The organism is Streptomyces sp. NPDC001157, from assembly GCF_053598255.1.
Genome location: NZ_JBSFJW010000010.1, coordinates 51,084 through 77,301, shown reverse-complemented (window position 1 = coordinate 77,301; position 26,218 = coordinate 51,084). Strand labels below are relative to the sequence as shown.

Annotated in this window: 19 protein-coding genes; 12 read left to right on the top strand and 7 right to left on the bottom strand. The window is 70.8% G+C overall.

Features of this window, described 5'->3' with window-relative positions; genetic code table 11:
• Positions 1 to 686 precede the first annotated feature (686 nt).
• The 3 genes from ACWDAG_RS19980 to ACWDAG_RS19970 form a co-directional block, all read right to left on the bottom strand.
• Positions 687 to 2,936, bottom strand: a complete 2,250-nt coding sequence (locus ACWDAG_RS19980; RefSeq protein ID WP_450696915.1) for a heavy metal translocating P-type ATPase — start codon at positions 2,934 to 2,936, stop codon at positions 687 to 689.
• A gap of 20 nt (positions 2,937 to 2,956) precedes the next feature.
• On the bottom strand, positions 2,957 to 3,196 hold the full coding sequence (locus ACWDAG_RS19975) for a heavy-metal-associated domain-containing protein (protein ID WP_390663832.1): 240 nt from the start codon (positions 3,194 to 3,196) through the stop codon (positions 2,957 to 2,959).
• Positions 3,197 to 3,302: 106 nt separating this feature from the next.
• Entirely contained in the window at positions 3,303 to 3,974 is a 672-nt protein-coding gene (locus tag ACWDAG_RS19970) for a TetR family transcriptional regulator (protein ID WP_450696914.1), read from the bottom strand.
• A gap of 131 nt (positions 3,975 to 4,105) precedes the next feature.
• On the opposite strand from ACWDAG_RS19970, the gene ACWDAG_RS19965 reads away from it, so the two are divergent.
• Both ACWDAG_RS19965 and ACWDAG_RS19960 read left to right on the top strand, forming a co-directional pair.
• Entirely contained in the window at positions 4,106 to 6,370 is a 2,265-nt protein-coding gene (locus tag ACWDAG_RS19965) for an MMPL family transporter (protein ID WP_450696913.1), read from the top strand.
• Positions 6,339 to 7,382, top strand: a complete 1,044-nt coding sequence (locus ACWDAG_RS19960; protein ID WP_450696912.1) for a zinc-dependent alcohol dehydrogenase family protein — start codon at positions 6,339 to 6,341, stop codon at positions 7,380 to 7,382. The genes ACWDAG_RS19965 and ACWDAG_RS19960 overlap by 32 nt, the downstream gene beginning before the upstream one ends.
• Here ACWDAG_RS19960 and ACWDAG_RS19955 read toward each other — a convergent pair.
• The 4 genes from ACWDAG_RS19955 to ACWDAG_RS19940 form a co-directional block, all read right to left on the bottom strand.
• Positions 7,363 to 7,929 carry a GNAT family N-acetyltransferase gene (locus ACWDAG_RS19955; RefSeq protein WP_450696911.1) on the bottom strand — a complete coding sequence of 189 codons (567 nt, stop codon included), beginning with the start codon at positions 7,927 to 7,929 and terminating at the stop codon, positions 7,363 to 7,365. The two genes, ACWDAG_RS19960 and ACWDAG_RS19955, sit on opposite strands and share 20 nt — an antisense overlap.
• 99 nt (positions 7,930 to 8,028) lie before the next feature.
• A complete protein-coding gene (locus ACWDAG_RS19950) occupies positions 8,029 to 8,253 on the bottom strand; it encodes a helix-turn-helix transcriptional regulator (RefSeq protein ID WP_450696910.1) in 225 nt (74 codons plus the stop codon).
• A gap of 361 nt (positions 8,254 to 8,614) precedes the next feature.
• A complete protein-coding gene (locus ACWDAG_RS19945; protein WP_450697061.1) occupies positions 8,615 to 9,463 on the bottom strand; it encodes a helix-turn-helix domain-containing protein in 849 nt (282 codons plus the stop codon).
• A 289-nt stretch (positions 9,464 to 9,752) separates the two neighbouring features.
• Positions 9,753 to 10,673 carry a sugar phosphate isomerase/epimerase family protein gene (locus tag ACWDAG_RS19940; protein WP_450696909.1) on the bottom strand — a complete coding sequence of 307 codons (921 nt, stop codon included), beginning with the start codon at positions 10,671 to 10,673 and terminating at the stop codon, positions 9,753 to 9,755.
• A gap of 125 nt (positions 10,674 to 10,798) precedes the next feature.
• Between ACWDAG_RS19940 and iolC the strand changes: the two genes are divergently transcribed.
• From iolC to ACWDAG_RS19890, 10 genes are all read left to right on the top strand, one after another.
• Positions 10,799 to 11,749, top strand: coding sequence for a 5-dehydro-2-deoxygluconokinase (iolC, locus tag ACWDAG_RS19935; protein WP_450696908.1), 951 nt, complete (start codon positions 10,799 to 10,801; stop codon positions 11,747 to 11,749).
• Positions 11,750 to 11,805: 56 nt separating this feature from the next.
• Complete coding sequence (locus ACWDAG_RS19930) at positions 11,806 to 12,726, top strand: Cgl0159 family (beta/alpha)8-fold protein (RefSeq protein ID WP_450697060.1); 921 nt, start codon at positions 11,806 to 11,808, stop codon at positions 12,724 to 12,726.
• Positions 12,727 to 12,733: 7 nt separating this feature from the next.
• On the top strand, positions 12,734 to 13,561 hold the full coding sequence (gene iolB / locus ACWDAG_RS19925; RefSeq protein ID WP_450696907.1) for a 5-deoxy-glucuronate isomerase: 828 nt from the start codon (positions 12,734 to 12,736) through the stop codon (positions 13,559 to 13,561).
• Positions 13,558 to 15,444 (top strand): 3D-(3,5/4)-trihydroxycyclohexane-1,2-dione acylhydrolase (decyclizing), encoded by a 1,887-nt coding sequence (gene iolD, locus ACWDAG_RS19920; RefSeq protein ID WP_450696906.1) that lies wholly within the window; start codon positions 13,558 to 13,560, stop codon positions 15,442 to 15,444. The genes iolB and iolD overlap by 4 nt, the downstream gene beginning before the upstream one ends.
• Before the next feature lie 14 nt (positions 15,445 to 15,458).
• The gene (mmsA, locus tag ACWDAG_RS19915; protein ID WP_450696905.1) at positions 15,459 to 16,961 is read left to right on the top strand and encodes a CoA-acylating methylmalonate-semialdehyde dehydrogenase; all 1,503 of its coding nucleotides are present in this window, start codon (positions 15,459 to 15,461) and stop codon (positions 16,959 to 16,961) included.
• A gap of 226 nt (positions 16,962 to 17,187) precedes the next feature.
• Positions 17,188 to 18,582, top strand: a complete 1,395-nt coding sequence (locus ACWDAG_RS19910; RefSeq protein WP_450696904.1) for an APC family permease — start codon at positions 17,188 to 17,190, stop codon at positions 18,580 to 18,582.
• Between the two features lie 181 nt (positions 18,583 to 18,763).
• A complete protein-coding gene (locus tag ACWDAG_RS19905; protein ID WP_450696903.1) occupies positions 18,764 to 21,559 on the top strand; it encodes a CocE/NonD family hydrolase in 2,796 nt (931 codons plus the stop codon).
• Positions 21,556 to 22,425 carry an ABC transporter permease gene (locus ACWDAG_RS19900; RefSeq protein ID WP_450696902.1) on the top strand — a complete coding sequence of 290 codons (870 nt, stop codon included), beginning with the start codon at positions 21,556 to 21,558 and terminating at the stop codon, positions 22,423 to 22,425. The genes ACWDAG_RS19905 and ACWDAG_RS19900 overlap by 4 nt, the downstream gene beginning before the upstream one ends.
• 147 nt (positions 22,426 to 22,572) lie before the next feature.
• The gene (locus ACWDAG_RS19895; RefSeq protein ID WP_450696901.1) at positions 22,573 to 24,165 is read left to right on the top strand and encodes a YfbK domain-containing protein; all 1,593 of its coding nucleotides are present in this window, start codon (positions 22,573 to 22,575) and stop codon (positions 24,163 to 24,165) included.
• An 87-nt stretch (positions 24,166 to 24,252) separates the two neighbouring features.
• Entirely contained in the window at positions 24,253 to 26,202 is a 1,950-nt protein-coding gene (locus ACWDAG_RS19890; protein ID WP_450696900.1) for an AMP-dependent synthetase/ligase, read from the top strand.
• Positions 26,203 to 26,218: the final 16 nt, after the last annotated feature.

Genomic DNA, 26,218 nt, shown 5'->3' with positions numbered 1-26,218 from the left:
GGCTCGTCACCGAAGCGTGTGCGCGACTGCCGGTCCGTTGTGGTTGGTCGCGCCCGCGCGGCGGAGCCGCATATCGACACAGCCCCGTGCCCCTTGGGGTGCTTCAGCGAGCCGGCGCCAAGAGGTTGAACCAAAGAAGAAGGCGCCCTGGCGCCGGTCCCCCCACGGGCCGACGTCCAGGGCGCCTTCCCATGTCCCGGTGCGGATTCCCCCCACGGGATCCGGCCGGGCGTCTGTGAAGCCAGCGCCTGAATCGCTGTCCAACTGTCGAGTGCGGCGAGCGTTGAGCAGAATGAGCGAAACTCGCCGTACTCATGGTTGTGCGGTCTGCCGGGACAACGCACGCTCGGGAGGGCCGCTCAAAGCACCCCGGTGTACGTGGCCCCGGCAACGCAACTCTGAGGAAGTCCCCCAAGACATCCCCAGATGCCAGGAAACGCCCCCCAAGACGCTGCCTGACATCGCCAACTTAGACCTTCGAACCCCTTCGATGGTTACGTTCACATCACTGTGATCTGCGTCTCTTGCATTTGTCCGTTAGATACGCAAGAGCCCCGATACATCGATCGGTGCCCAAGCGTAAGGATGATGCGCGAGCCTTGTGAAGAGCTTATGTGAGGCTGGCGCCGGACTCCAGAGGTGCTCTCACCTCGACTTCGGCTAACCGTCGGTAACTTCGCCGCGGTTCAGCGGAACGTCCGCAGCCGGAGGCTGTTCGTCACCACGAACACCGACGAGAAGGCCATCGCGGCCCCGGCGATCATCGGATTCAGCAGCCCGGCGGCGGCCAGCGGCAACGCGGCCACGTTGTACCCGAAGGCCCACACCAGGTTGCCCTTGATGGTGGCCAGGGTCCTGCGGGAGAGCCGGATGGCGTCCGCGGCCACCCGCAGATCCCCCCGCACCAGCGTCAGATCGCCCGCCTCGATCGCCGCGTCCGTCCCGGTCCCCATCGCCAGGCCCAGATCGGCGGTGGCCAGCGCGGCCGCGTCGTTGACGCCGTCGCCGACCATGGCGACCGTCCGTCCCTCGGCCTGCAGTCGCCGCACGGCCGCCACCTTGTCCTCGGGCAGCACCTCCGCGATCACCTGGTCGATCCCGACCTCGCGCGCCACCGCCTCCGCGACCGCCCGGTTGTCCCCGGTCAGCAGCACCGGCGTGAGCCCCAGCGTGCGCAGCTCGCGCACCGCCTGAGCGCTGGTCTCCTTGACCGCGTCGGCGACGGCGACGACACCGCGTGCCACTCCGTCCCAGCCGACCACGACGGCCGTACGGCCATCGCTCTCGGCCTCGGTCCTGGCGCGGGCCAGTTCCTCGGGGAGCCCTTCGAGGAGCCGCCCGACGGCGACCTCGCGGCCCTCCACACGGCCGCGTACACCCCGCCCGGGCACGTTCTGGAACTCCTCGACCCCGGGAAGCCGCCCGACCCGCTCCTCGGCGCCCAGGGCGATCGCCCGGGCCACGGGGTGCTCGGAGGCGTGCTCGACGGCTCCCGCGAGCCGCAGCACCTCCTGCTCGTCGGTGCCGGCGACGGCGTACACCTCGTGCAGGGTCATCCGGCCGGTGGTGACCGTTCCGGTCTTGTCGAGTACGACGGTGTCGACGCGGCGCGTGGACTCCAGGACCTCCGGGCCCTTGATGAGGATGCCGAGCTGGGCGCCACGCCCCGTGCCGACCATCAGCGCGGTCGGGGTGGCCAGGCCCAGCGCGCACGGGCAGGCGATGATCAGGACCGCGACGGCCGCGGTGAACGCGGCCACGGTGTCGCCCGTGACGCCGAGCCACACCCCGAACGTGCCGAGGGCGATCAGCATGACGACGGGCACGAAGACCGCAGAGATCCGGTCGGCGAGCCGCTGCACCTCGGCCTTGCCGTTCTGCGCGTCCTCCACCAGCTTCGCCATCCGTGCGAGCTGGGTGTCGGCGCCGACCCGGGTGGCCTCGACGACCAGCCGCCCGCCGGCGTTGACCGTGGCCCCGGTGACGGCATCGCCCACGCCCACGTCCACCGGCACCGACTCACCCGTCAGCATCGACGCGTCCACCGCCGACGCGCCCTCGACGACGGTGCCGTCGGTCGCGATCTTCTCGCCGGGGCGTACGACGAAACGGTCGCCGACGGCCAGTTGCGACACGGGGACGCGCACCTCACGGCCGTCCCGCAGGACGCACACGTCTTTGGCGCCCAGCTCCATCAGCGCCCTGAGCGCCGCTCCCGCACGCCGCTTGGAGCGGGCCTCCAGATAGCGGCCGAGCAGGATGAAGGCGACGACGCCGGCGGCGACCTCGAGGTAGATCGTGGAGGCCCCGTCCATGCGCGAGACCGTGAACCTGAACTCGTCGTGCATGCCCGGCATGCCCGCGTCGCCGAGGAACAGCGCCCACAGCGACCAGCCGAACGCGGCCAGCGTGCCGACCGAGACCAGCGTGTCCATGGTGGCGGCGCCGTGCCGGGCGTTGGTCAAGGCGGCGCGGTGGAACGGCAGGCCGCCCCAGACGACGACAGGAGCGGCGAGCGTGAGCGCCAGCCACTGCCAGTCGTCGAACTGCAGGGCCGGGATCATCGACAGCAGCACGACGGGGAGTGCGAGCAGGGCGGAGACGGTGAAGCGCTGCCGGTAGGAGGCCAGTTCCGGGTCCTCGGTTGCCTCCTCCTCGGCGGGCTCCGGCTGCGGCGGAGGCGGCTCCTCGGCCGTGTATCCCGTCTTCACCACGGTCGCGATCAGATCGCCGACCTCGATGCCCGCGGGGTAGGTGACCTTCGCCTTCTCCGTCGCGAAGTTCACCGTGGCGGTGACGCCGTCCATGCGGTTGAGCTTCTTCTCGACGCGGGCCGCGCAGGAGGCGCAGGTCATCCCGCCGATGAGCAGCTCGACCTCGGAGGCCTCCGCTGCCGCGCGTATCGGTGCCGGTGTCTCTGTGGTCGTGTTGCTCATCTCGGGTTCCCCGGCTGCTGTCAGGCCTGGCCGACGAGCTCGAAGCCCGCCTCGTCCACCGCGGCGCGTACGGCGGCCTCGTCGAGCGGGGCCGCGGAGACGACGGTGACCTCACCGGACGCGGCGACGGCCGTCACCGAGCTGACACCGGGGAGCTCGAGGATCTCGCCGGAGACGGAACCCTCGCAGTGTCCGCAGCTCATGCCGCTCACCTTGTAGACGGCGGTGACGGTACCCGGGGTGTCGGTCTGGGCGGTCATGTCGTTCTCCTCGTCGAGGCGTGTGGGGCTGCGGGGGCCCACGGGAGGCCCTCCACTCTCCACACTATACCCCTAGGGGGTACCCATCCAAGGAGGGGTGCGGCACTCAGGCGGTGCGAGTCGTGGCGGCGCCCGTGCCTCCCGAGGTGCCCAGCCGGTCGCCGACCAGAGGTTCGAGATAGCGGATCAGTACGTTCTTGATCTCCTGGGTGTACGCGTCGCGCTCGGCGCCCTCGTGGGCGAGTACCAGCTCCAGGCCTGCCTTGTACATGCCGAGCAGGACATGTGCGGTGCGCGTGACGTCGGCCGGGGGTGCGTCCGGCAGCAGGGAGAACAGCAGGGTCTCGATGCGGGAGACCAGGGTCGCGTGCAGGGCGTCGTGCTCCTCGGCGATCCGGCCCGGGATGTCGGGGCCGTGCATCAGTGCGAAGAACACCGGGTGGTCGCAGTTGAAGGCGATGAACCGGTCCACGGCGGCGCCGACCGCCTCCTCCAGTGGGGTCGCGGGGTCGACCGGCGCGAGTGCCTCGCCGTACGTCTCCCGCATCTCGTGCATCAGCCGGTCGCCCAGCTCGATCGCGATCGCTTCCTTGTTCGGGAAGAACTGGTACAGCGTGCCCGGCGAGACGCCGGCCTCGCGGGCGATGGCGTTGGTGCTGGCGGCCGTGTAGCCGGTGGTGCAGAAGACCGAGGCGGCGGCCTCCAGGAGCTGGGCGATGCGGCGCTCGCCGCGTGCCTGGCGGCGGCGCGGCTGTTCCTTCTGTGAGTTCTCGGGCACGCGTTATCCCCAGTTCTCCGAACGCGATTGACAAACACGAGCGGTCGCTCGCATTCTGGGTCCAGGTGAAACGCGAGCGCTGTCTCGTGTTTGTCAGTTTATGGTTTCCACGGTGAAGGGGACACCGCACGATGACCGAAGTCAACAAGCCACCGCGCCCCGGGGGCTGGACCCGCTTCGTGACCGCCCGCCCGCGGCTGTCGCTCTTGGTGGCCCTGGTCATCACCGCGCTCGCCGTGCTGGCCGGCAGTGGGGTCGCAGACCGCCTGGGCAGCGGCGGCTGGGAGGACCCGGACGCTCAGTCGACGTACGCGACCAAGGCACTGGAGCGCGAGTTCCCGGACTCCCAGCCCAATCTGCTGCTGCTCGTCGACTCGGGCCGCTCCTCGGTGGACGCTCCTGCCGTCGCCGCCCAGGCCCGGCGCCTCACCGCGCGCCTGGCCGGTGAGAAGGGCGTCATAGGCGTCGGTTCCTACTGGCAGTCCAAGTCGCCGGCCTTCCGCGCGAAGGACGGCCACGAGGCGCTGATCGCCGCGCACATAACCGGCGACGAGAAGGCGATGGGCGACACCCTGGACCGCATCGCGCCCCACTACCGCGGCACACACGGCCCGGTGCAGGTGAAGGTCGGCGGCCAAGTCGCCGTGCGGCACGAGATGCAGACGATCATCAAGGAGGACCTGACCCGCGCCGAGATGATCGCCCTGCCGGTGACCCTCGTGCTGCTGGTGATGGTCTTCGGGTCGGCGATCGCCGCCCTGCTGCCGCTGGGCATCGGCATCGTCGCGATCCTCGGCACGAACGCCGTGCTGCGCGGCCTGACCGAGTTCACCGACGTCTCGGTCTTCGCGATGAACCTCACCACGGCCCTGGGCCTGGGCCTGGCCATCGACTACGCACTGTTCATCGTCCGCCGCTTCCGTGAGGAACTGTCCACGGGCGCCGAGCCGTTGACGGCGGTGGGCACCACCCTGCGCACCGCCGGACGCACAGTCCTCTTCTCCTCCCTCACGGTCGCGGTTTCCCTCGCGGCGATGCTGCTCTTCCCGCAGTACTTCCTGCGGTCCTTCGCATACGCCGGCATAGCGGTGGTCCTGCTGGCCGCGGCGGCCGCGCTGATCCTGCTCCCGGCAGCCCTGGTCCTGCTGGGACACCGGGTCAACTCCCTGGATCTGCGCCGCCTGTTCCGGCGCGGACGGGCGCCGAGGACCTCCGGCGAGGAAGGCACGGCGTGGGCGCGGACGGCGACCCTGGTGATGCGCCGGGCCCCGCTCTTCGCCGTGGCGACCACCGCGGTCCTGATCGTCCTCGGACTGCCGTTCCTGGGCGTGAAGTTCGGCACCGCGGACGACCGCCAGCTCCCCTCGACCGCGGAGTCCCACGTCGTCCAGCAGCACATCCGCGACGGCTTCCCGGGCAGCCCCGGAGGCGGCCTGGAGGTGCTCGCCGAGGGCAACTCGACCCCCGCCCAGTACACCGCGTACAAGGACCGCATAGCGGCCCTGCCCGGCGTGCTGAGGGTCGACGGCCCGCTGGTGAAGGGAGAGTCGGCGTACTTCACCGTGCTGCCGAAGGGGGAGGCCGTGGACGACGCGGCCCAGCGCCTGGTGGGTGAACTGCGCGCCACCCACGCCCCCTTCGACACCAAGGTCACGGGCACGGCGGCCGTCCTGGTCGACTCCAAGCACGCGATAGCCGAGCGCCTGCCCTGGGCGGCCGCCTTCATAGCGATCGTCACCCTGCTCCTGGTCTTCCTGCTGACCGGCAGCGTGCTGATACCGATCCAGGCGGTGGTGCTGAACGCGCTCAGCCTGACCGCCATGTTCGGCGCGGTGGTCTGGGTCTTCCAGGACGGCCACCTGTCCGGCCTGCTCGGCTTCACCAGCCCCGGCTCCATAGAGACCACCCTGCCGGTCCTGATGTTCTGCGTGGCCTTCGGCCTCTCCATGGACTACGGCGTCTTCCTGCTCTCCCGCATCAAGGAGGAGTACGACAGAACGGGCGACCACAACGAGGCGGTCCGCCACGGCCTGCAGCGCACGGGCGGCCTGATCACAGCGGCGGCGGTGATCCTGGCGGTGGTGATGGTCGCCATCGGCACCTCCCGGGTCACCAACACCAAGATGCTCGGCCTGGGCATCGCCCTGGCGGTGCTGATGGACGCGATGATCGTACGGAGCCTGCTGGTGCCGGCGGTCATGCGGCTGACGGGGCGGGCGACGTGGTGGGCGCCGGGGCCGTTGCGGAGGTTCCACGAGCGGTTCGGATTGAGCGAAGGGGGCGGGGAGCGCCCCGAAGGGGGCGCGGGGAACGGCGCGACCAGCCACGATGTACCCGCAGAAACAGACGGCGATGGGAGCCCACATGCGGGCAGTGGTGTTCGAGCAATACGGTGAGCCGGCCGAGGTACGCGACGTGCCCGACCCCCGCCCCGCCGACCACGGAGTGGTCGTACGGGTCGAGGCCACCGGCCTCTGCCGCAGCGACTGGCACGGCTGGCAGGGCCACGACCCGGACATCGCCCTGCCCCACGTACCGGGCCACGAACTGGCCGGTGTCGTCGAGGCGGTCGGCGACAGAGTGACCGCCTGGCACCCAGGCGACCGAGTCACCGTCCCCTTCGTCTGCGCCTGCGGCAGCTGCACGGCCTGCGCCGCCGGCGACCAGCAGGTCTGCGAGCGCCAGACCCAGCCCGGCTTCACCCACTGGGGCTCCTTCGCCCAGTACGTGGCGCTGGACCACGCGGACGTGAACCTGGTGGCCATCCCGGAGGGCCTGTCGTTCGCCACAGCGGCAGCGCTGGGCTGTCGGTTCGCCACCGCGTTCCGCGCGGTCGTGCAGCAGGGCCGGGTGGCGGCGGGGGAGTGGGTCGCGGTGCACGGCTGCGGGGGCGTGGGCCTGTCCGCGGTGATGATCGCTGCGGCGTCGGGGGCGCGGGTGATCGCGGTGGACGTATCGCCCGGGGCCCTGGACCTGGCACGGAAGTTCGGCGCGGTGGAGTGCGTGGACGGATCGACGACGCCGGACACGGCCGCGACGATCCGCGAACTGACCGGCGGCGGCGCCCAGTTGTCCCTCGACGCCCTGGGCTCGCCCGCCACCTGCGCCGCTTCCGTGTACGGCCTGCGCCGCCGCGGCCGTCACATCCAGGTGGGCCTGCTCCCTTCGGCCACGGGCACGACCCCCGTCCCGATGGCCCGAGCGATCGCCCTGGAGCTCGAACTCCTGGGCAGCCACGGCATGGCGGCGCACACCTACCCGCCGATGCTGGAGCTGGTCAGAGCGGGCGTGCTCCGCCCCGACCTGCTGGTCACGTCCACGATCACCCTGGACGAGACCCCCGAGGCGCTGGCGGCGATGGGGACGGCACCGGGAGCGGGAGTGACGGTCATCGGGCCGTGGAGCTGAGGGCGGCCCACTCGCGGTCGAGGATGCCCATGAGCACCTCGTCGACCCACTCGCCGTCGCGCACCTCCACTTCCCGCCGGACGCCCTCGGTCACGAACCCGACCTTCTCGTAGACATGCAGGGCCCGGTGGTTGTGGCCGTATGCCTCCAACTGGATCCGGTGCAGCCCGAGTTGCTCGAAGCCGTACCCGATGATCAGCCGGGTGGCTTCGGTGCCGATGCCACGGCCGCGCCCCCGCGGGCCCACGAGCGTGCGGAACGTGCAGCTGCGCGCCTTCGGATCCCACTCGTACAGGACGACCTCGCCCAGGAGTTCGCCGGTGGCGGGGTCGGTGACGGCGAGATCGAGCCGGTCGGGGGCGGTGGCCCGGGCGCCGTACAAGGACCGCAGGAGTTCCAAGGTGAACTCGGTGGACGGTTCGCCCGTGAAGCGGATGACCTCGCGGTCCTGAATGATCTCCCAGATCACATCGGCGTCGGCCGCGGTGAAAGGGCGCAGGACGGTCTTCTCGCCGGTCAGTAAGGGTTTCACGGAGAAGTCGCTCATGAGACGACTGTGCCCCACTGGTCAGGTGGGGCACGCGTCCTTTTTCACACGTCCTTTTTCAAAGAGGTCAGGAGGTCGCGAGGCCGGGTGGGCACGAGGTCACGAGGTCGGGTGGTCACGGGCCTCGTCGTCTCTGCGGCCGCGGTTTCCGGGCCGGGAGGCGACCCAGGCCCGGACCGTGTCCGCGTACCAGAAGGGCTTGCCCCCCTCGACGTGGTCGGGTGGCGGGAGCAGCCCGTGCTTGCGGTAGGACCGTACGGTGTCCGGCTGCACCTTGATGTGCGCCGCGATCTCCTTGTACGACCAGAGCCTTCGGTCGGTCATGGGTAGCACCTCCCCGCGCGCACCGCGGGGGCGGCCGGGGGCGGCCGTCGGGGGAGCCGGGCGCTGCGCTGGCGATCACAGATCTGTGCCTGGTCAACGACGGAGCGTGAGGGGAGGGCAGCGTCTGTGAGACGGGTGTGACGCAAACCTCGCGTGCATGCGACACCCGTGACAGGACGGAGGTGTTTGTGACACGCGTGACGCAAAGACGCGGGTGGGTTCACAGGTGTGGTGCATTGACGTCGGCGAGGTGGGCCGGACCCGCTGCGCCGGGCCCGGCCCACCGGCTCCCCCGGTTCCCCGTGGCGGTGCCGTCGGAGACCTCCCCCCGGGGATCACCGGCCGGACGATCAGCGTGCATTCAGCGGACCCTGCCGGTCTTGGAAAAAAGCGCACTTCGCGTGGACGTGAGCAACAGACTCGTCGCCTCGCCGGTCATCCGGTCCGCCGCAGGCGCACCCGGCTGCGGCACCGGCGGAACCACCCGGGCCATGGTGAACTCCCGCGGAGTACACCCCGTCATGGCCCTGAACTCCCCGCTCAGATGCGCCTGGTCGTAGAAACCGCAGATCGCCGCCGTCTCCGCCTGCCCGCGCCCCTGAGCCAGCAAGCGCCGCGCCCGCTGCAGCCGCAGCACCCGCGCCGCCACCTTCGGCCCGAGCCCGATCTGCTCCTGGAACCGGTTCTCCAGCTGCCGTACGCTCCAGCCGACCTCGTCGGCGAGCGACCGTACCGGCACCGCACCCCACGTCCGCACCAGCTCGGACCAGGCCTGCACGACCCGTGCCGAACTCGGCGTCCCGGCCTGCGACCAGCGCATCAACACGTCGTCGAGCAGCCCGAACCGCTGCTCCCACGTGGGCAACGCGGCCAGTGCGGCGGAGAGTTCGCGGATGGTGCCCCGACGGTCGCCCGCTCGCCGGGTGCCGAGGGCGTGCGGGAGGTCGTCGGGCGCGATGGTGCGGTCGATGAGCTCGTACAGCGGCGTCCCGAAGAGGGTGAAGGACGCCCACGGCATCATCAGCACCTCGATGCCCGACAGCCGTCCGCCGTGCTCGCCGACGGCCGGCGTGGTCGTCGGCCCGGCGAACACGGACACGAGCTGCACCGGCGGGCGCCCTGCCCGTGTGACCGTGACCGGCTGCTCGAACCCGAGCATCAGCGTCGCCGCCCCGATCGGCGCCTCCAGCCGCCGCCGCGGCCGGTCCAGGGCGAGCCGGACCCCGCGGTAACTGATGACCGCGGGCCGCAACCGAGGATCGGGCCGAGCAAGAACGGTCTCCCAAGACCCCCAGGGGCCTTGGCCGGACAGACTACGCACCCCAGCCGCTGCCATCCGCCCTCCCGTGCCGAGCCCGAGGGCCTCATGGTACGAGCGACGAGTGCAACCCCCCAGGGGCGCGGGACAGTGTCAATTGCGGCTCCGCCGCGTGGGCGCGACAGGCCACGACGAACCCGCAGCCGCAATCACACAGAACCGGGCAGACGATCAGGCGCCCTCACGCCCCACAAGACCGCAAAAACGCCCGAGTCCGCTGAGCAATCGGCAACGGCTTGTCCGGCTCACAGGGATACATGTCCTGCTCCACGATCGCGAACAGATCGACGTCCAGCCGCTGAGCCGCCTCCAGCACGGGTCCAAGCGCGGGCACCCCGGCCGGCGGCTCACACATGACCCCGCGGGCAACGGCCGGCCCGAACGGCACCTGGTTGGCCCGCACGTCAGCAAGGATCTCCGGATCCACCTGCTTCAGATGCAGATAGCCGATCCGCTCCCCATACGTCTCGATCAGCTTGACGCTGTCGCCGCCGCAGTACGCGTAGTGCCCCGTGTCCAGGCACAGCGACACCAGATCGGAGTCCGTCCCGTCCAGGAACCGGACGACGTTCTCCTCGCTGTCGATATGCGTGTCGGCATGCGGATGGACGACGATCTGCAGCCCGTACCGCTCCCGTACCTCACGCCCGAGCCGCTCGGTCAGCGAGGTCAGGTTCCGCCACTGCTCGGCCGTCAGGGTGTCCGGCTCCAGCACCTCGCCGGTCTTGTCGTCCCGCCAGAAGGACGGGATGACCACCAGATGGGACGCGCCCATGGCCTGTGCGAGCACCGCGTTGTCCGCGACGTGCGCCCAGGTCTTCTCCCAGACCGCCTCGCCGTGGTGCAGACCCGTGAACACGGTCCCCGCCGACACCTTCAGGCCACGCCGTGAGGTCTCCTCGGTGAGAACGGCCGGATCGGTCGGCAGGTAGCCGTACGGGCCCAGCTCGATCCACTCGTAGCCGGACTGCGCGACCTCGTCGAGGAAGCGCTGCCAGGGGACCTGCTGCGGGTCGTCGGGGAACCACACACCCCAGGAGTCGGGAGCCGAGCCGATCCGGATGCGGGACAGTGAGGAAGAGGAGGGTGACAGCGACGTCATGCCGGTCAGCTTCCGTGCGCGAAGTAAGCGCTGTCAAGGTCTCGTCCGAATGTCTGGACAAAACATTGACAGGGCTCGGCGTGCGGGGCTAGAAACGCGGGGAGAGCCGTAACGAAGGGAAGCCGATGGCGTACGACCTGATCACCATGGGGCGGATCGGGGTGGACCTGTATCCGCTCCAGACCGGTGTCCCGCTGCCGCAGGTGACGAGCTTCGGCAAGTTCCTCGGCGGCTCGGCGACGAACGTCGCGGTCGCCGCGGCCCGCCTCGGACGCCGTACGGCGGTGATCACACGCACCGGCGACGACCCCTTCGGCGCCTACCTCCACGAGGCACTGCAAGGCTTCGGCGTCGACGACCGCTGGGTCACCCCGGTGCCGGGCCTGCCCACCCCGGTCACGTTCTGTGAGATCTTCCCGCCGGACGACTTCCCGCTGTACTTCTACCGGCAGCCCAAGGCCCCCGACCTGGAGCTGGACGCCCACGAGCTCGACCTCGACGCCATCCGCGACGCCCGTGTCTTCTGGGTCACCGGCACCGGTCTGAGCGAGGAGCCCAGCCGTACGGCGACGCTGGCGGCCCTCGCCCACCGCGCGAAGGCCGGTACGACGGTCTTCGACCTCGACTGGCGCCCCATGTTCTGGAGCGATCCCGCCGCTGCCCGCCCCTTCTACGAGGAGGCCCTGCGCCACACCACCGTCGCGGTCGGCAACCTCGACGAGGTGGAGGTCGCCACCGGAGTGCGTGAACCGCAGGCCGCCGCCCAGGCGTTGCTGGACGCGGGCGTCGAACTCGCCGTCGTCAAGCAGGGACCCAAGGGCGTCCTGGCCGTCAACAGCAAGGGCGAGTCCGTCGAGGTCCCGCCGCTCCCGGTGAAGGTCCTCAACGGCCTCGGCGCCGGCGACGCCTTCGGCGGTTCCCTCTGCCAGGGTCTGCTGGAGGGCCGGGACCTGGAGACGATCATGCGGCACGCCAACGCGGCCGGCGCGATCGTCGCCTCACGCCTGGAGTGCTCCTCCGCCATGCCGACGCCGGACGAGATCGAAGCCGCCCTCAAGGCCGGAGCGGTGCTGTGAGTACCCGCAAGCGCCGCCAGGGCGTGGACGAGACGGACGACACCGGCTGCCTGGGCATGACCGTGGTCCCGACCAAGCAGACCTCGGCCGCGCCCCCGAGCGTCGACGTCGCCGAACTCGTCCGCATCCGTGCCCACCGCCCCGAGGCGATAGCCGAGGCCGCCGCCCGCCGCACCCGCCGGCCGCTGCTGGGCGACTCCGGCCGGCTGATGATCGTCGCCGCCGACCACCCGGCCCGCGGCGCGCTCGGTGTCGGCGACCGCAGGTTCGCCATGGCCAACCGCGCCGAGCTGCTGGAACGCCTCTGCCTGGCGCTCTCCCGCCCCGGCGTCGACGGCGTCCTCGCCACCGCCGACATCCTCGACGACCTGCTCCTGCTCGGCGCCCTCGACGGCAAGGTCGTCATGGGCTCCATGAACCGCGGCGGCCTCCAGGGCGCCAGCTTCGAACTCGACGACCGCTTCACCGGCCACCGCGCCGAGGACATCGAGCGGCTCGGCTTCGACGCCGGCAAGCTGCTCCTGCGCATCGACTACGACGACCCGGGCTCCCTCACCACCCTGGAGTCCACCGCACGCGCCATCGACGACATGGCCGCACGCGGACTCCCCGTCTTCGTCGAGCCGTTCATCAGCCGCCGCACGGACGAGGGCCGACTCAAGAACGACCTGTCGGCGGAGGCGGTCACCAAGTCCATCGCCATCGCGTCCGGGCTGGGCGGCACGTCGGCCTACACCTGGCTGAAGCTGCCGGTCACCGAGAACCCGGACGACATGGCCGAGGTCATGGAGACCTCCACACTCCCGGCCGTGCTGCTCGGTGGCGAGGTCGGCGACGACCAGGACGGCGCGTACGAGAAGTGGCGCGGCGCCCTCCAACTCCCCACCGTGCGCGGCCTGGTGGTCGGCCGTTCGCTGCTGTACCCGGCGGACGGCGATGTGGCCGCCGCCGTGGACACCGCCGTAGGACTGCTGTGAGGACCGCATGACCGGCAACGACCTGTACATCGCGCGGGGCACCACCGCGGATGCCGACCATGCGCTCGACATCGACCCCAAGCGGGCCGGCTGGGCGTACTGCAGCCTGCGGATCGTCGAGCTGGAGCCGGGTGGCACGCACACCTTCACCACCGGCGACAGTGAGTGGATCGTGCTTCCGCTGCAGGGCGGATGTACCGTGCGCACAGCCGACGGCACCACGGACGAAGAGTTCCAACTCCTGGGCAGGGAAAGCGTGTTCGCGTCGGTTTCCGACTTCGCGTACGCACCCCGTGACGCCCGGGTCCAGATCGCCTCCGGCGCGGGAGGCCGCTTCGCCCTGGCAGGAGCGAAGTGCGAGCGACAACTCCCCGCCCGCTACGGCCCCGCGCCGGAGGTCCCCGTCGAAGAGCGCGGCAGCGGCAACCGGCTGCGGCACGTCCGCAACTTCGCCTCCGCCGACGCCTTCGACTGCGACAAGCTCATCGCCGTCGAGGTGATCACCCCCGGCGGCAACTGGTCCTCGTACCCGCCGCACAAGCACGACGAGCACCGGCCCGGCGTGGAGGCGGAGCTGGAGGAGATCTACTACTTCGAGATCGACGGCCCGAACGGTTTCGGCTATCAGCGCGTATCTCCCTCCCGTGAGGGCGGATCGGACGTCCTCGCGGAGGTCCGCTCCGGCGATGCCGTCCTCGTCCCCGACGGATGGCACGGCCCGTCCATCGCCCAGCCCGGCCACGACATGTACTACCTCAATGTCATGGCGGGACCGGGGCAGACGCGGGAGTGGCGGATCTGCTTCCATCCGGAACATACGGAGGGTTACCGATGACGTCCTCAACGACGAGGCTCACGGTCGCGCAGGCACTCGTCCGCTTCCTGTCGGCCCAGTACACCGAGCGCGACGGCGTCCGGCAGCGGTTGATCGGCGCCACCTGGGGCATCTTCGGCCACGGAAACGTCGCCGGGATCGGCCAGGCACTCGTCGAGTACGCGGACGACATGCCGTACCACCAGGGCCGCAATGAACAGGCCATGGTTCATGCGGCAGTCGGCTACGCGCGGCAGTCCAACCGACTGTCCACCCACGCCGTGACGACCTCCATCGGTCCGGGCGCCACCAACCTCGTCACGGGCGCCGCCCTCGCGACCGTCAACCACCTCCCGGTCCTGCTGCTGCCCGGCGACGTCTTCGCCACCCGCCCCGCCGACCCGGTGCTCCAGCAGCTCGAAGTCCCGTACGCCGGTGATGTGTCGGTCAACGACAGCCTGCGTCCGGTCTCGAAGTACTTCGACCGCATCACCCGGCCGGAGGCCCTGATCCCTTCGGTCCTGAACGCCGTACGCGTGCTGACCGACCCCGTCGAGACCGGCGCCGTGACCCTGGCCCTCCCGCAGGACGTCCAGGCGGAGGCCTACGACTGGCCGGACGAGTTCTTCGCCGAGCGCACCTGGGTCGTACGACGCCCGGGCGCCGACCCGACCGAACTCGCCGAGGCCGTGCGCGTGGTCAGGTCCGCCCACAGGCCACTCGTGATAGCCGGCGGCGGCGTCCACCACAGCCGCGCCGAGGAGGCCCTCGCCGAGTTCGCGGCGACCACCGGCATCCCGGTCGCCTCCACCCAGGCCGGCAAGGGCTCCCTGCGCCACGACCACCCCCAGGACGTCGGCGGCATCGGACACACCGGCACGGCGACCGCCAACGAACTCGCCCGCACCGCCGACCTGGTGATCGGCGTGGGGACCAGGTACACCGACTTCACCACCGCCTCCGGCACCCTCTTCACCGGCGAGGGCGTGCGCTTCCTCAACCTCAACATCGCGCCCTTCGACGGCCACAAGCTCGCCGGCCTGCCCCTGATCGCGGACGCCCGCAGCGGCCTCCAGGAGCTGACCGCGGCCCTCGACACGCATGCATACGAGGTCCCGGCCTCCTACGTCACCGAGTACACCGAGGACAAGGAGCGCTGGGAACAGCGCGTCGACGCCTGCTACGAGGCCGACGAGCCGGACGTACGCCCCACGCAGCCGCAGGTCCTCGGCGCCCTGGACGCGCTGGTGGACGAGTCCGACGTGATCATCAACGCGGCCGGCTCCCTCCCCGGCGACCTGCACAAACTGTGGCGGGCGCGGTCGCGGGACCAGTACCACCTGGAGTACGGCTACTCCTGCATGGGCTACGAGATCCCCGCCGCGATCGGCGTGAAGCTGGCCGCCCCGGACCGGCCCGTGTGGGCGCTGGTCGGCGACGGCACGTATCTGATGATGCCGACGGAGATCGTGACCGCCGTACAGGAGGGCATCGCGATCAAGGTCATCCTGGTCCAGAACCACGGGTACGCGTCGATCGGCGGCCTGTCCGAGTCGGTGGGCGGCGAGCGGTTCGGCACGGCCTACCGCTTCCGGTCCGACGACGGTACGTACACGGGGGCGCCGCTGCCCGTGGATCTCGCCGCCAACGCCGCAAGCCTCGGCATGCGCGTGCTGCGCGCGAAGACCGTGGCGGACCTGCGGACGGCGCTCGCCGAGGCACGCGCCGCCGACACACCCACATGTGTCTACGTCGAGACCGAAACGGCCGACACTGTGTCGGGCCCGCCGCCGGCGCAGGCCTGGTGGGATGTACCCGTGGCCGAGACCGCGACCCGACCGTCGGCGGTGAAGGCCCGCGAGCTGTACGAACGGCACGTCTCGACCCGACGCCGCCATCTGTGAAGGAGAAACCGGTCATGACGAAGATCGTCAACCACTGGATCGGCGGCAAGACCGTCGAAGGCGCGTCGGGCACGTACGGGCCGGTCACCGACCCTGCGACCGGTGCGGTCACCACCAAGGTCGCGTTCGCCACGGTCGACGAGGTCGACGCGGCGGTCGCCGCCGCGAAGGACGCCTTTGCCACCTGGGGCACCTCCTCGCTCGCCAAGCGGACCTCGATCCTGTTCAAGTTCCGCGCGCTGCTGGAGGCGAACCGGGACGCGATCGCCGAGCTGATCACGGCCGAGCACGGCAAGGTGCACAGTGACGCGCTGGGCGAGGTCGCGCGCGGCCTGGAGATCGTCGACCTGGCGTGCGGGATCACCGTGCAGCTGAAGGGCGAGCTGTCGACCGAGGTGGCCAGCCGGGTGGACGTCTCGTCCATCCGCCAGCCGCTCGGCGTCGTCGCGGGCATCACGCCTTTCAACTTCCCGGCGATGGTGCCGATGTGGATGTTCCCGATCGCCATCGCGACCGGCAACACCTTCGTTCTGAAGCCGTCGGAGAAGGACCCGTCCCCCTCCATCAAGATCGCCGAGCTGCTGGCCGAGGCCGGTCTGCCGGACGGTGTCTTCAACGTCGTCCACGGCGACAAGGTGGCCGTCGACCGCCTCCTGGAGCACCCCGACGTCAAGGCCGTCTCCTTCGTCGGCTCGACCCCGATCGCCCGCTACATCCACACCACTGCCGCCGCGAACCACAAGCGCGTGCAGGCGCTGGGCGGCGCCAAGAACCACATGCTGGTCCTCCCGGACGCCGACCTGGACGCGGCGGCGGACGCCGCTGTGTCGGCCGCCTACGGCTCCGCGGGCGAGCGCTGCATGGCCATCTCCGCGGTCGTCGCGGTCGGCGCGATCGGTGACGAGCTGGTGGAGAAGATCCGCGAGCGCGCCGAGAAGATCAAGATCGGTCCGGGCAACGACCCGTCGAGCGAGATGGGCCCGCTGATCACCAAGGTGCACCGCGACAAGGTGGCGTCCTATGTGTCGGGCGCGGCGGCCGAGGGCGCCGAGGTGGTGCTGGACGGCACCGGCTACACGGTCGAGGGCTTCGAGGACGGCCACTGGATCGGCATCTCGCTCCTCGACAAGGTCCCCACGTCGGCGAAGGCCTACCAGGACGAGATCTTCGGCCCGGTCCTCTGCGTCCTGCGCGTGGACACGTACGAGGAGGGCGTGGCGCTGATCAACGCCTCGCCGTTCGGCAACGGCACCGCGATCTTCACCCGGGACGGCGGCGCCGCCCGCCGCTTCCAGCTGGAGATCGAGGCCGGCATGGTCGGCGTGAACGTGCCGATCCCGGTCCCCGTCGGCTACCACAGCTTCGGCGGCTGGAAGGACTCCCTCTTCGGCGACCACCACATCTACGGCAACGACGGCACGCACTTCTACACCCGCGGCAAGGTCGTCACCACCCGCTGGCCGGACCCGGCCGACGCCCCCTCCGGCGTCGACCTGGGCTTCCCGCGCAACCACTGACGCAGGAGTCAGGGGCCGTCCGTATAGCGGACGGCCCCATTTTTTTGCGCCTCGGGACTACGGTTCCCGTACGAGCGAAAGGCTGCGAATTCCCGCATGGTGTGCCGTATCCGCGATCAAAGGCCGTTTTGATCTACGGATTTCGTAGGTAAACAGCTATTGACGCGCTGGTTTTCGTTGGGATTCCATCAGCGCAATCTGCTGCCCCTGGCGATCGGAACCGCGCATGACCGACACGCTCCGCCCCGTCGACACCGTCGTCGCCGCGCCCCACGGCCCTCAGAAGCTCAAGCGCTCCATCGGCGTGGTGGGTGGAACACTGCTGACCCTCTCCTGCGTGACCCCGGCCTCCACGCTCTTCGTGGTCGTCCCGGACCTGTTCGGCTCGCTCGGCACCGCCACCGCCCTGACGATCGCCATCGGCTCCCTCCTCTGTATCGCCGTGGCGTTCTGCTACTCGGAGCTGGGCACGCTCATCCCCAGCGCGGGCGGCGAGTACGCGATGGTCTCGACGCTGGCCGGACGGCTCGCGGGCTGGCTCGTCTTCGTCCTCTCCCTCCTGGTCGTGATGATCGTCCCGCCGGTGATCGCGATGGGCACGGCGGACTACCTGGCACCGGTCGTGCACCTGGACCCGGCGATCGCGGGCGCGGGAGTCATGCTCCTCGCGACCCTCGCGGGCCTGCTCGACCTGCGCGCCAACGCCTGGATCACCGGCATCTTCCTGGTCCTGGAGGTCATCGCGGCGGCCGTGGTGGCGGTCCTGGGCTTCGCGCACAGCGAGCGGGGCCCCGGGAGCCTGGTCTCCATGCAGGTGGCGGGCTCCGGCGGCCACCCGGACACGGTGACGGCGATGCTGGTGGTGTCGGGCCTGGCGATCGCCCTGTTCGTCACCCAGGGCTTCTCGACCGCCGTCTACCTCTCCGAGGAACTGGAGCACCCGCGCCGCAACGTCGCCCGCACGGTCCTCGCCACCCTCGCCATCTCGACGGTGATCATCCTGGTCCCGGTGGTGGCGATCACCATGGGCGCCTCGGACCTCTCCACGCTGACCGGCGGCGACATCAGCTCCATGGTCACCGCCTGGTCCAACTCCGCGGTCGGCACCTTCGTCAGCCTCTGCGTGGCTCTCGCGATCATCAATGCGGGCATCGTCATGGTCATCCAGAACTCCCGTGTGCTGTTCGCCTCGGCCCGCGACAAGGCCTGGCCTCAGCCCGTCAACAACGTCTTCGCCAAGCTCGGCCGCTTCGGCTCCCCGTGGGTCGCCACCCTGGCCGTCGGAGTCCCCGGCGCCCTGCTCTGCTTCGTGAACCTGGACACCCTGTACGGCGTCACGGGCGTCTCGGTGACCGGCATGTACCTCCTGGTCGCGGTGGCCGCCCTCCTCTCCCGCCGCGGCTCCCACAAACACACCCCGGCCTGGCGCATGCCCCTGTGGCCCGCGATGCCGGTCCTGCTGATCGCGGTCCTGGCGTACATCCTGAGCCAGCAGGAGACGACCTATCTGCTGTGGACGGGCGGCATCACGGCGGCAGCGACTCTGTACTGGGCGCTGTACCTGCGTCCGCGCAAGGACACACGGTGGCTTGTTTCCCTCCCGGAGGACGAGCGCTTGTAGGGGCGCGGGGAACTGCGCGACAAGCCACAACGAACCCGCACCCGGCAAACGAGAGAAGCAACCGAGCCAGCAGCCGTACAGCACCTGCGGTACAAGCGGATCACCCCGTACTCCCACGGGCTACCCCCGGTTCACCCCGCGGTCTGCCCCAACTGTCAGAGACGCCCCGTACCGTTGAGACATGGATCTTCGACTGCCCCGCCCGCGAGGGCTGCTTCGGGGGCCCCGGAGGCTGCTCGCCGCCGGGGCCGCCGTCGTCGTACTCGCAGGCGCGGGAACGTGGACGGCCGTGGCCTCGGACGACAAGGCCCCGGTGCAGCGGACCGACCGCATCATGGCGATGGACGGGGTGCGGATCGACACCTCGTACTTCACCCCCGCCTCCACCGGCGGACGCCACCCCGCCGTCCTGCTGGCCCACGGCTTCGGCGGCAGCAAGCAGGACGTCAGGCAGCAGGCGGAGGACCTGGCCCAGGACGGTTACGCGGTGCTCACCTGGTCGGCCCGCGGCTTCGGGAAGTCCACCGGCAGGATCGGGCTGAACGACCCGAAGGCCGAGGTCGCCGACGTCTCCAAGCTGATCGACTGGCTGGCGCAGCAGCCCCAGGTCCAGCTCGACAAGCCCGGCGACCCGCGCGTGGGCGTCACGGGCGCCTCGTACGGCGGCGCGATCTCCCTGCTGGCAGCGGGGTACGACCACCGGGTGGACGCCATCGCCCCGGCGATCACGTACTGGAACCTGGCGGACGCCCTGTTCCCGAACGGCGTCTTCAAGAAGCTGTGGGCGGGCATCTTCATCAACTCCGGCGGCGGCTGCGGCAGGTTCCAGCCCGAGCTGTGCCGGATGTACGAGCGGGTCGCGGAGTCGGGCAAGCCGGACGCGCAGGCGCGTGAGCTGCTGGCCGCCCGCTCCCCGTCCGCCGTCGCCGACCGCATCAAGGTGCCGACGCTCCTGGTGCAGGGCCAGACGGATTCCCTCTTCCCGCTCGGCCAGGCGGACACGGCGGCGAAGACCATCCGCGCGGGCGGCGCCCCGGTCGACGTCGACTGGATCGCCGGCGGGCACGACGGCGGCGACATGGAGACGAGCCGAGTCCAGACACGCGTGCGTGCGTGGTTCGACCGGTACCTCAAGGACGAGAAGGGCGCGGACACGGGCCCGGCCTTCCGTATCACCCGCACCGGAGGCGTCGACTCCACGGACGGCGCGGCCGTCCGGCGGGGAGCGACCGACGACACCTACCCGGGCCTGGAGAGCGGACAGCGCTCCGTGCGGCTCAGGGGCGCGGAACAGAAGTTCGCCAACCCGGCGGGTGCCAGCCCGCCCGCAGTCTCCGCCTTGCCCGGCCTCGGCGGCTCCGGCGGCCTCGCCCAGCTGTCCTCGCTCGGCGTCGGGGTGTCGCTGGACTTCCCCGGCCAGTACGCGCAATTCGAATCGGCACCGGTGAGCAGCGGCCTGCGGATCACCGGATCGCCCACGGTCACCGTGCACGTGAAGTCGACGAGCGACGACGCCGTGCTGTTCGGCAAGGTGTACGACGTCGGTCCCGGCGGCGGCACATCCGTGCTGCCCTCGCAGCTCGTGGCCCCGATCCGCGTCGAGGGCACGAAGTCCGGCAAGGACGTGACGATCACACTCCCGGCCGTCGACCACGAGGTCGAGCAGGGCCACCGGCTGCGACTGGTCCTCGCCTCCACCGACCTCGGCTATGCCTCCCCGGCCGCCCCGGCGACGTACACCGTCTCCCTCAAGAGCGACCTGAAGGTGCCGACGGCACCCGGCGTGACGACCGCGGCCGCCCCGCTGCCGTCCTGGGTGTGGTGGCTCCCGCTGGCCGGCGCGGTGCTCGCGCTGGCCCTGCTGCTGACGGGCCGCCGCCGCACGGTCGCACCGTCCCCGGCTCCCGAACTGGCCGAGGTCCCGCTCCAGATCACGGACCTGAGCAAGCGGTACGCCAAGTCGGCGGACCGTTACGCGGTACGGGACCTGTCCTTCCGTGTGGAGAAGGGCCAGGTGCTCGGCCTCCTCGGTCCGAACGGCGCGGGCAAGACCACGACCCTGCGCATGCTGATGGGCCTGATCAGGCCGGACGGCGGCGAGATCCGCGTCTTCGGCCAGGCGATCCGCCCCGGCGCCCCCGTCCTGTCCCGGGTCGGCGCGTTCGTGGAGGGCGCCGGCTTCCTCCCGCACCTGTCCGGCCGCGAGAACCTGGAGCTGTACTGGCAGGCGACGGGCCGCCCGCCCGAGGACGCTCACCTGGACGAGGCGCTGGAGATCGCGGGCCTCGGCGACGCACTGGCCCGCGCGGTCCGCACCTACTCCCAGGGCATGCGCCAGCGCCTGGCCATCGCCCAGGCCATGCTCGGCCTCCCGGACCTGCTCATCCTCGACGAACCGACCAACGGGCTCGACCCGCCCCAGATCCGCGAGATGCGCGAGGTGCTGATCCGCTACGCGGCGGCCGGTCGCACCGTGATCGTCTCCAGCCACCTCCTGGCAGAGGTCGAACAGTCCTGCACCCACCTGGTCGTCATGGACCGCGGCCGCCTGGTCCAGGCGGGCCCGGTCGCCGACATCATCGGCTCGGGCGACACCCTCCTGGTCGGCCTGGCCTCCGACATCCCGGACCCCCTGGTCGAGAAGGTGGCGGCCCTACCGGGCGTCGAGTCGGCGGTACGGACGGACGGCGGCCTGCTGATCCGGCTGGCGCCCGGCGAGGGGCCCGAGGTCACCTCCGGCGCGGCAACTCCCCCAAGGGGCGCGGGGAACTGCGCGACCAGCCACGACGAAGCCGCAGACGATCGACGGCAAATCGCGGCACTCACCGATGAACCGCCCGCAGCCGCCCGCACGGGCACAGGCACAGCCGCCAACCTCCTCGTAGAGCTGGTGCGCCTAGAAGTCCCGGTCACCTCACTCGGCCCCCACCGCCGCCTGGAGGACGCCTTCCTCACCCTGATCGGAGGTTCCGCATGAGCACACTGGCCGACACCGAGCCCCTTCACGCAGCCCCCGGTTACCGGGCCGCCCGCACGCTGCCCCTCCGCGTGGAGCTGGTCCGGCAGCTGAAGCGGCGCCGCACGCTGATCATGGCGGGGATCCTCGCCGCGCTGCCGTTCGTGCTGCTGATCGCGTTCGCGATCGGCGGCGACCCGAGCGGCCGCAACGGCCAGGTGACGCTGATGGACACGGCCACCGCGTCGGGAGCCAACTTCGCGGCCGTCAACCTCTTCGTCTCCGCGGGCTTCCTGCTCGTCATCCCGGTCGCCCTGTTCTGCGGGGACACGGTGGCCTCCGAGGCGAGCTGGTCCTCCCTGCGCTATCTGCTGGCCGCCCCCGTCCCACGGGCCCGCCTCCTGTGGTCCAAGCTCGTCGTCGGACTCGGCCTCAGCCTGGCCGCGATGATCCTGCTCCCGGTGGTGGCACTGGCCGTGGGCACGGCCGCCTACGGCTGGGGCCCGCTGCAGATCCCCACCGGCGGTGCGCTGGACCCGGGGACGGCGGCCCAGCGCCTGCTGGTGGTCGTGGCGTTCATCTTCGTCTCCCAACTGGTCACCGCAGGACTGGCGTTCTGGCTCTCGACGAAGACGGACGCGCCCCTCGGGGCGGTCGGCGGAGCGGTCGGACTCACCATCGTCGGCAACGTCCTGGACGCCGTGACGGCCCTCGGCCACTGGCGTGACTTCCTGCCCGCGCACTGGCAGTTCGCCTGGGCGGACGCCGTCCAGCCGCACCCCGAGTGGTCCGGCATGATCCAGGGCACGGCGATTTCCATAACGTACGCGCTCGTGCTGTTCGCCCTGGCCTTCCGGGGTTTCGCCCGCAAGGACGTGGTGTCCTAGGTCAACGGAGGATCACCCACCGGTCTCGACCGGCCATGATCGTGGCCGTCTTGAGACTCATCCGCAACACCCCGTGCCGCACATTCCGACCCCCTGCGCCGTCACAGTCACAGAAGGCGACGTCAACGCACCGAGGGGGCACGGAAGATGGAGCGGTACCGAACACCACGGCCGGGCACGCCACACCCACGCACCCGACGGCTGCGCCCGCCGCACCACCCCACCCGGCGGCTGCGCGCGGCCCTCCTCGCCCTCACGGCGACGAGCGGCCTGCTGCTCACGGCGTGCGGCGCGGGCGGCGGCTCCGACAGCAGCAACAAGAGCTCGGACGGCTCGTACCGGACGGGCTTCCCGGCCCCGGCCGCCCCGACGGCCGGCGAGCAGAAGGGCGAGGACAGGTTCGCAAGCCCGTCCCCGACCACCGACTATCTCTCCACCTTCGCCCTCGACGTCGACACCGCCTCCTACGGCTACGCCCGCCGCATCCTCGCCGAGGGCGGGCGCCCCGACCCCTCGACCATCCGCCCCGAGGAGTTCGTCAACAGCTTCCGCCAGGACTACGAACGCCCCGACGGCAACGGCTTCACGGTCACCGTCGACGGCGCCCGCACCGACGAGAAGAACTGGTCCCTGGTCCGCGTGGGCCTCGCCACCCGCCCGGCCGCCGAGACCGGCGAACGGCCGCCCGCAGCCCTCACCTTCGTCATCGACATCTCCGGCTCCATGTCCGAGCCCGGTCGGCTCGACCTCGCCCAGAAGTCCCTCGACACCATGACGGACCGGCTGCGCGACGACGACTCGGTCGCCCTCGTCACCTTCAGCGACAAGGCCGAACGGGTCCTGCCGATGACCCGCCTCGGCGGCCACCGCGAAAAGATCCACCACGCGATCGACGGCCTGGAGCCGACCTACTCCACCAACCTCGGCGCGGGCGTCGAGACCGGCTACGCCACCGCCGTCGAGGGCCGCCGCAAGAACGCCACCAACCGTGTCGTCCTCATCTCGGACGCCCTCGCCAACGACGGCGACACCGACCCGGACTCCATCCTCGACCGCATCTCCTCGGCCCGCCGCGAGTACGGCATCACCCTCTTCGGCGTCGGAGTCGGCAGCGACTACGGCGACGCCCTCATGGAACGCCTCGCGGACAAGGGCGACGGCCACACGGTGTACGTGTCTCGGGAGGACGAGGCCCGCAAGGTCTTCTGCGACCAGCTCCCGCAGAACATCGACCTGACCGCCCGCGACGCCAAGGCCCAGGTCGCCTTCGACCCCGCCACGGTCGCCGAGTTCCGCCTCGTCGGCTACGACGACCGCCGGGTCGCCGACGACGACTTCCGCAACGACCGCGTCGACGGCGGCGAGGTCGGCCCCGGCCACACGGTCACCGCCCTCTACGCCGTCCGCACCAGGCCCGGCGCCGACGGCCACCTCGCCACGGCCACCGTCCGCTGGCTCGACCCCGACACCCGCGACCCGCACGAGAAGTCCGGCGAGCTGGAGACCGGCGCCCTGAACGACTCCCTCTGGGAGGCGAGCCCCCGCTTCCAGGTCGCCGCCGTGGCCGCCTACTTCGCCGACGCCCTCCGCGAGGGCGACGAACGCCGGCGCTCCCTCCCCGGCGACCCCGGCCTCGGCAAACTTCACGACCGGGCCGAGCGGTTGGCGGACAGGACCGAGGACAAGGACGTGCGGCAGCTCGCCGACGCGATAGAACAGGCGGACCGAGGCCAGGGCTAGAACACCAGTCCCGTCGGTGTCGCCCCATTGACCTTTCCTTACTTGCGAGTAAGTTGATCTCCCAGTCAGAGCCGACCGGGAGCCGTCATGGGCGTACGCAAGGACCTGAAAAGGGCAAAACGGCGCACCGACCTTGCGTCCCGCACCAGGGTCGAGGTCGTCAAGGACGCGGACGGGGTCGTGCGAGAGGCCCGTACCCCCGCCCTCGCCCCGTCCCCCACCACCGGCAGCACCGCCGACCTCCCCTTCACCAACGCGGCGGAGGCCCCCGACGCGGTGATCCTGCGACGCAAGCGGCACGAGCACGACACCTGGCAGCCCGTGACGGCGGCGGCCTTCGCCCGCGAAGTCACCGCCGTGGCCAAGGGGTTGATCGCCGCCGGCCTGGAACCTGGCGGCCGGGTCGCCGTGATGTCCCGTACCCGCTACGAGTGGACGGTCCTGGACTTCGCGATCTGGGCGGCAGGCGGCCAGACCGTCCCCGTCTACGCCACCTCCTCGGCCGAGCAGGTCGAGTGGATCATCCGTGACTCCGAGGCCCGCTTCGTCGTCACCGAGACCGTCGAGAACGCCGCCACGGTGACGACGGGCACGGCCCGCCATGAACGGCAGCCGCGCATCTGGCAGTTGACGCAGACATCAGCTGCTGCCGCAGCGGGAGCCGCACTCGCCGACCTCACCACCCTCGGCCGCGACATCCCGGACGAGGAGGTGACCAAGCGTCGCACCGCCCTCACCCCCGGCACGATCGCGACGATCTGCTACACCTCCGGCACCACCGGCAAACCGAAGGGCTGCGTCCTCACCCACGCCAACCTGCACGCCGAGGCCGCCAACACGGTCGAGCTGCTCCATCCGATCTTCAAGGAGGTCACCCGCCAGACCGCCTCCACCCTTCTCTTCCTCCCGCTCGCCCATATCCTCGGCCGCACCCTCCAGATCGCCTGTCTCATGGCCCGCATCGAGATCGGCCACTGCCCCAGCATCAAGCCCGACGAACTGCGGCCCGCCCTCAAGGAGTTCCGCCCGACCTTCCTGGTCGGAGTCCCGTACCTCTTCGAGAAGATCCACGACACGGGCCGCGCGACCGCCGAGAAGATCGGCCGCGGGGCTTCGTTCGACCGCGCGGACCGCATCGGGGTGCGCTTCGGCGAGGCGTACCTCGACAAGTTCCTGGAGACCGGCAAGGGCCCCGGCCCCGCCCTCTACGCCGCCTGGGCCCTGTACGACCTGCTGGTCTACCGCCGCGTCCGCAAGGAGCTCGGCGGCCGTATGCGCTACGCGATCAGCGGCGGCTCCCCGCTCGACCGCAACCTCAACCTGTTCTTCTACGCCGCCGGAATCATCGTCTACGAGGGCTACGGCCTCACGGAGACGAGCGCCGCCGCCACCATCGTCCCGCCCCTCAGGCCCCGCCCGGGCACGGTCGGCGTCCCGGTCCCCGGCGCCGCGGTGCGGATCGCCGACGACGGGGAGGTGCTCATCAAGGGTGGCGTCGTCTTCGGCGCGTACTGGAACAACCCGGCCGCCACCGACGCCGTACTGCAGGACGAGTGGTTCGCGACCGGTGACCTCGGCTCCCTCGACGAGGACGGCTACCTCACCATCACCGGCCGCAAGAAGGACATCCTCGTCACCTCCGGCGGCAAGAACGTCTCCCCGGCCGTCCTGGAGGACCGGCTGCGCAGCCGCCCGCCGGTCGGCCAGTGCATCGTCGTCGGCGACAACCGCCCCTTCGTCGCCGCCCTGATCACCCTCGACCCCGAGTCCGTCGCCCACTGGCTGACGGTCCGCAGGCTTCCCGCGGACACCCCGATGTCGGAGGTCGTACGGGATCCGCGGATGCGCGCCGACGTCCAGAAGGCCGTGGACTACGCCAACGAGGCCGTCTCCCGCGCCGAGTCGGTCCGGGCCTTCACCCTGGTCGAGGGCGAGTTCACGGAGGACAACGGTTTGCTCACCCCGTCGTTGAAAATCAAGCGGCACGCCGTGGCGGCGGCGTACGCGGAGGAGATCGAGGCGCTGTACGGCGGCTGAGGGCCTGCCCCCGGTC

Bases quoted from the DNA above. Each gene is read 5' to 3' on its own strand.
- ACWDAG_RS19980 (WP_450696915.1), bottom strand. From the start codon at position 2,936: ATGAGCAACACGACCACAGAGACACCGGCACCGATACGCGCGGCAGCG.
- ACWDAG_RS19975 (WP_390663832.1), bottom strand. From the start codon at position 3,196: ATGACCGCCCAGACCGACACCCCGGGTACCGTCACCGCCGTCTACAAG.
- ACWDAG_RS19965 (WP_450696913.1), top strand. From the start codon at position 4,106: ATGACCGAAGTCAACAAGCCACCGCGCCCCGGGGGCTGGACCCGCTTC.
- ACWDAG_RS19960 (WP_450696912.1), top strand. From the start codon at position 6,339: ATGCGGGCAGTGGTGTTCGAGCAATACGGTGAGCCGGCCGAGGTACGC.
- ACWDAG_RS19955 (WP_450696911.1), bottom strand. From the start codon at position 7,929: ATGAGCGACTTCTCCGTGAAACCCTTACTGACCGGCGAGAAGACCGTC.
- ACWDAG_RS19950 (WP_450696910.1), bottom strand. From the start codon at position 8,253: ATGACCGACCGAAGGCTCTGGTCGTACAAGGAGATCGCGGCGCACATC.
- ACWDAG_RS19940 (WP_450696909.1), bottom strand. From the start codon at position 10,673: ATGACGTCGCTGTCACCCTCCTCTTCCTCACTGTCCCGCATCCGGATC.
- iolC (WP_450696908.1), top strand. From the start codon at position 10,799: ATGGCGTACGACCTGATCACCATGGGGCGGATCGGGGTGGACCTGTAT.
- ACWDAG_RS19930 (WP_450697060.1), top strand. From the start codon at position 11,806: ATGACCGTGGTCCCGACCAAGCAGACCTCGGCCGCGCCCCCGAGCGTC.
- iolB (WP_450696907.1), top strand. From the start codon at position 12,734: ATGACCGGCAACGACCTGTACATCGCGCGGGGCACCACCGCGGATGCC.
- iolD (WP_450696906.1), top strand. From the start codon at position 13,558: ATGACGTCCTCAACGACGAGGCTCACGGTCGCGCAGGCACTCGTCCGC.
- mmsA (WP_450696905.1), top strand. From the start codon at position 15,459: ATGACGAAGATCGTCAACCACTGGATCGGCGGCAAGACCGTCGAAGGC.
- ACWDAG_RS19910 (WP_450696904.1), top strand. From the start codon at position 17,188: ATGACCGACACGCTCCGCCCCGTCGACACCGTCGTCGCCGCGCCCCAC.
- ACWDAG_RS19905 (WP_450696903.1), top strand. From the start codon at position 18,764: ATGGATCTTCGACTGCCCCGCCCGCGAGGGCTGCTTCGGGGGCCCCGG.
- ACWDAG_RS19900 (WP_450696902.1), top strand. From the start codon at position 21,556: ATGAGCACACTGGCCGACACCGAGCCCCTTCACGCAGCCCCCGGTTAC.
- ACWDAG_RS19895 (WP_450696901.1), top strand. From the start codon at position 22,573: ATGGAGCGGTACCGAACACCACGGCCGGGCACGCCACACCCACGCACC.
- ACWDAG_RS19890 (WP_450696900.1), top strand. From the start codon at position 24,253: ATGGGCGTACGCAAGGACCTGAAAAGGGCAAAACGGCGCACCGACCTT.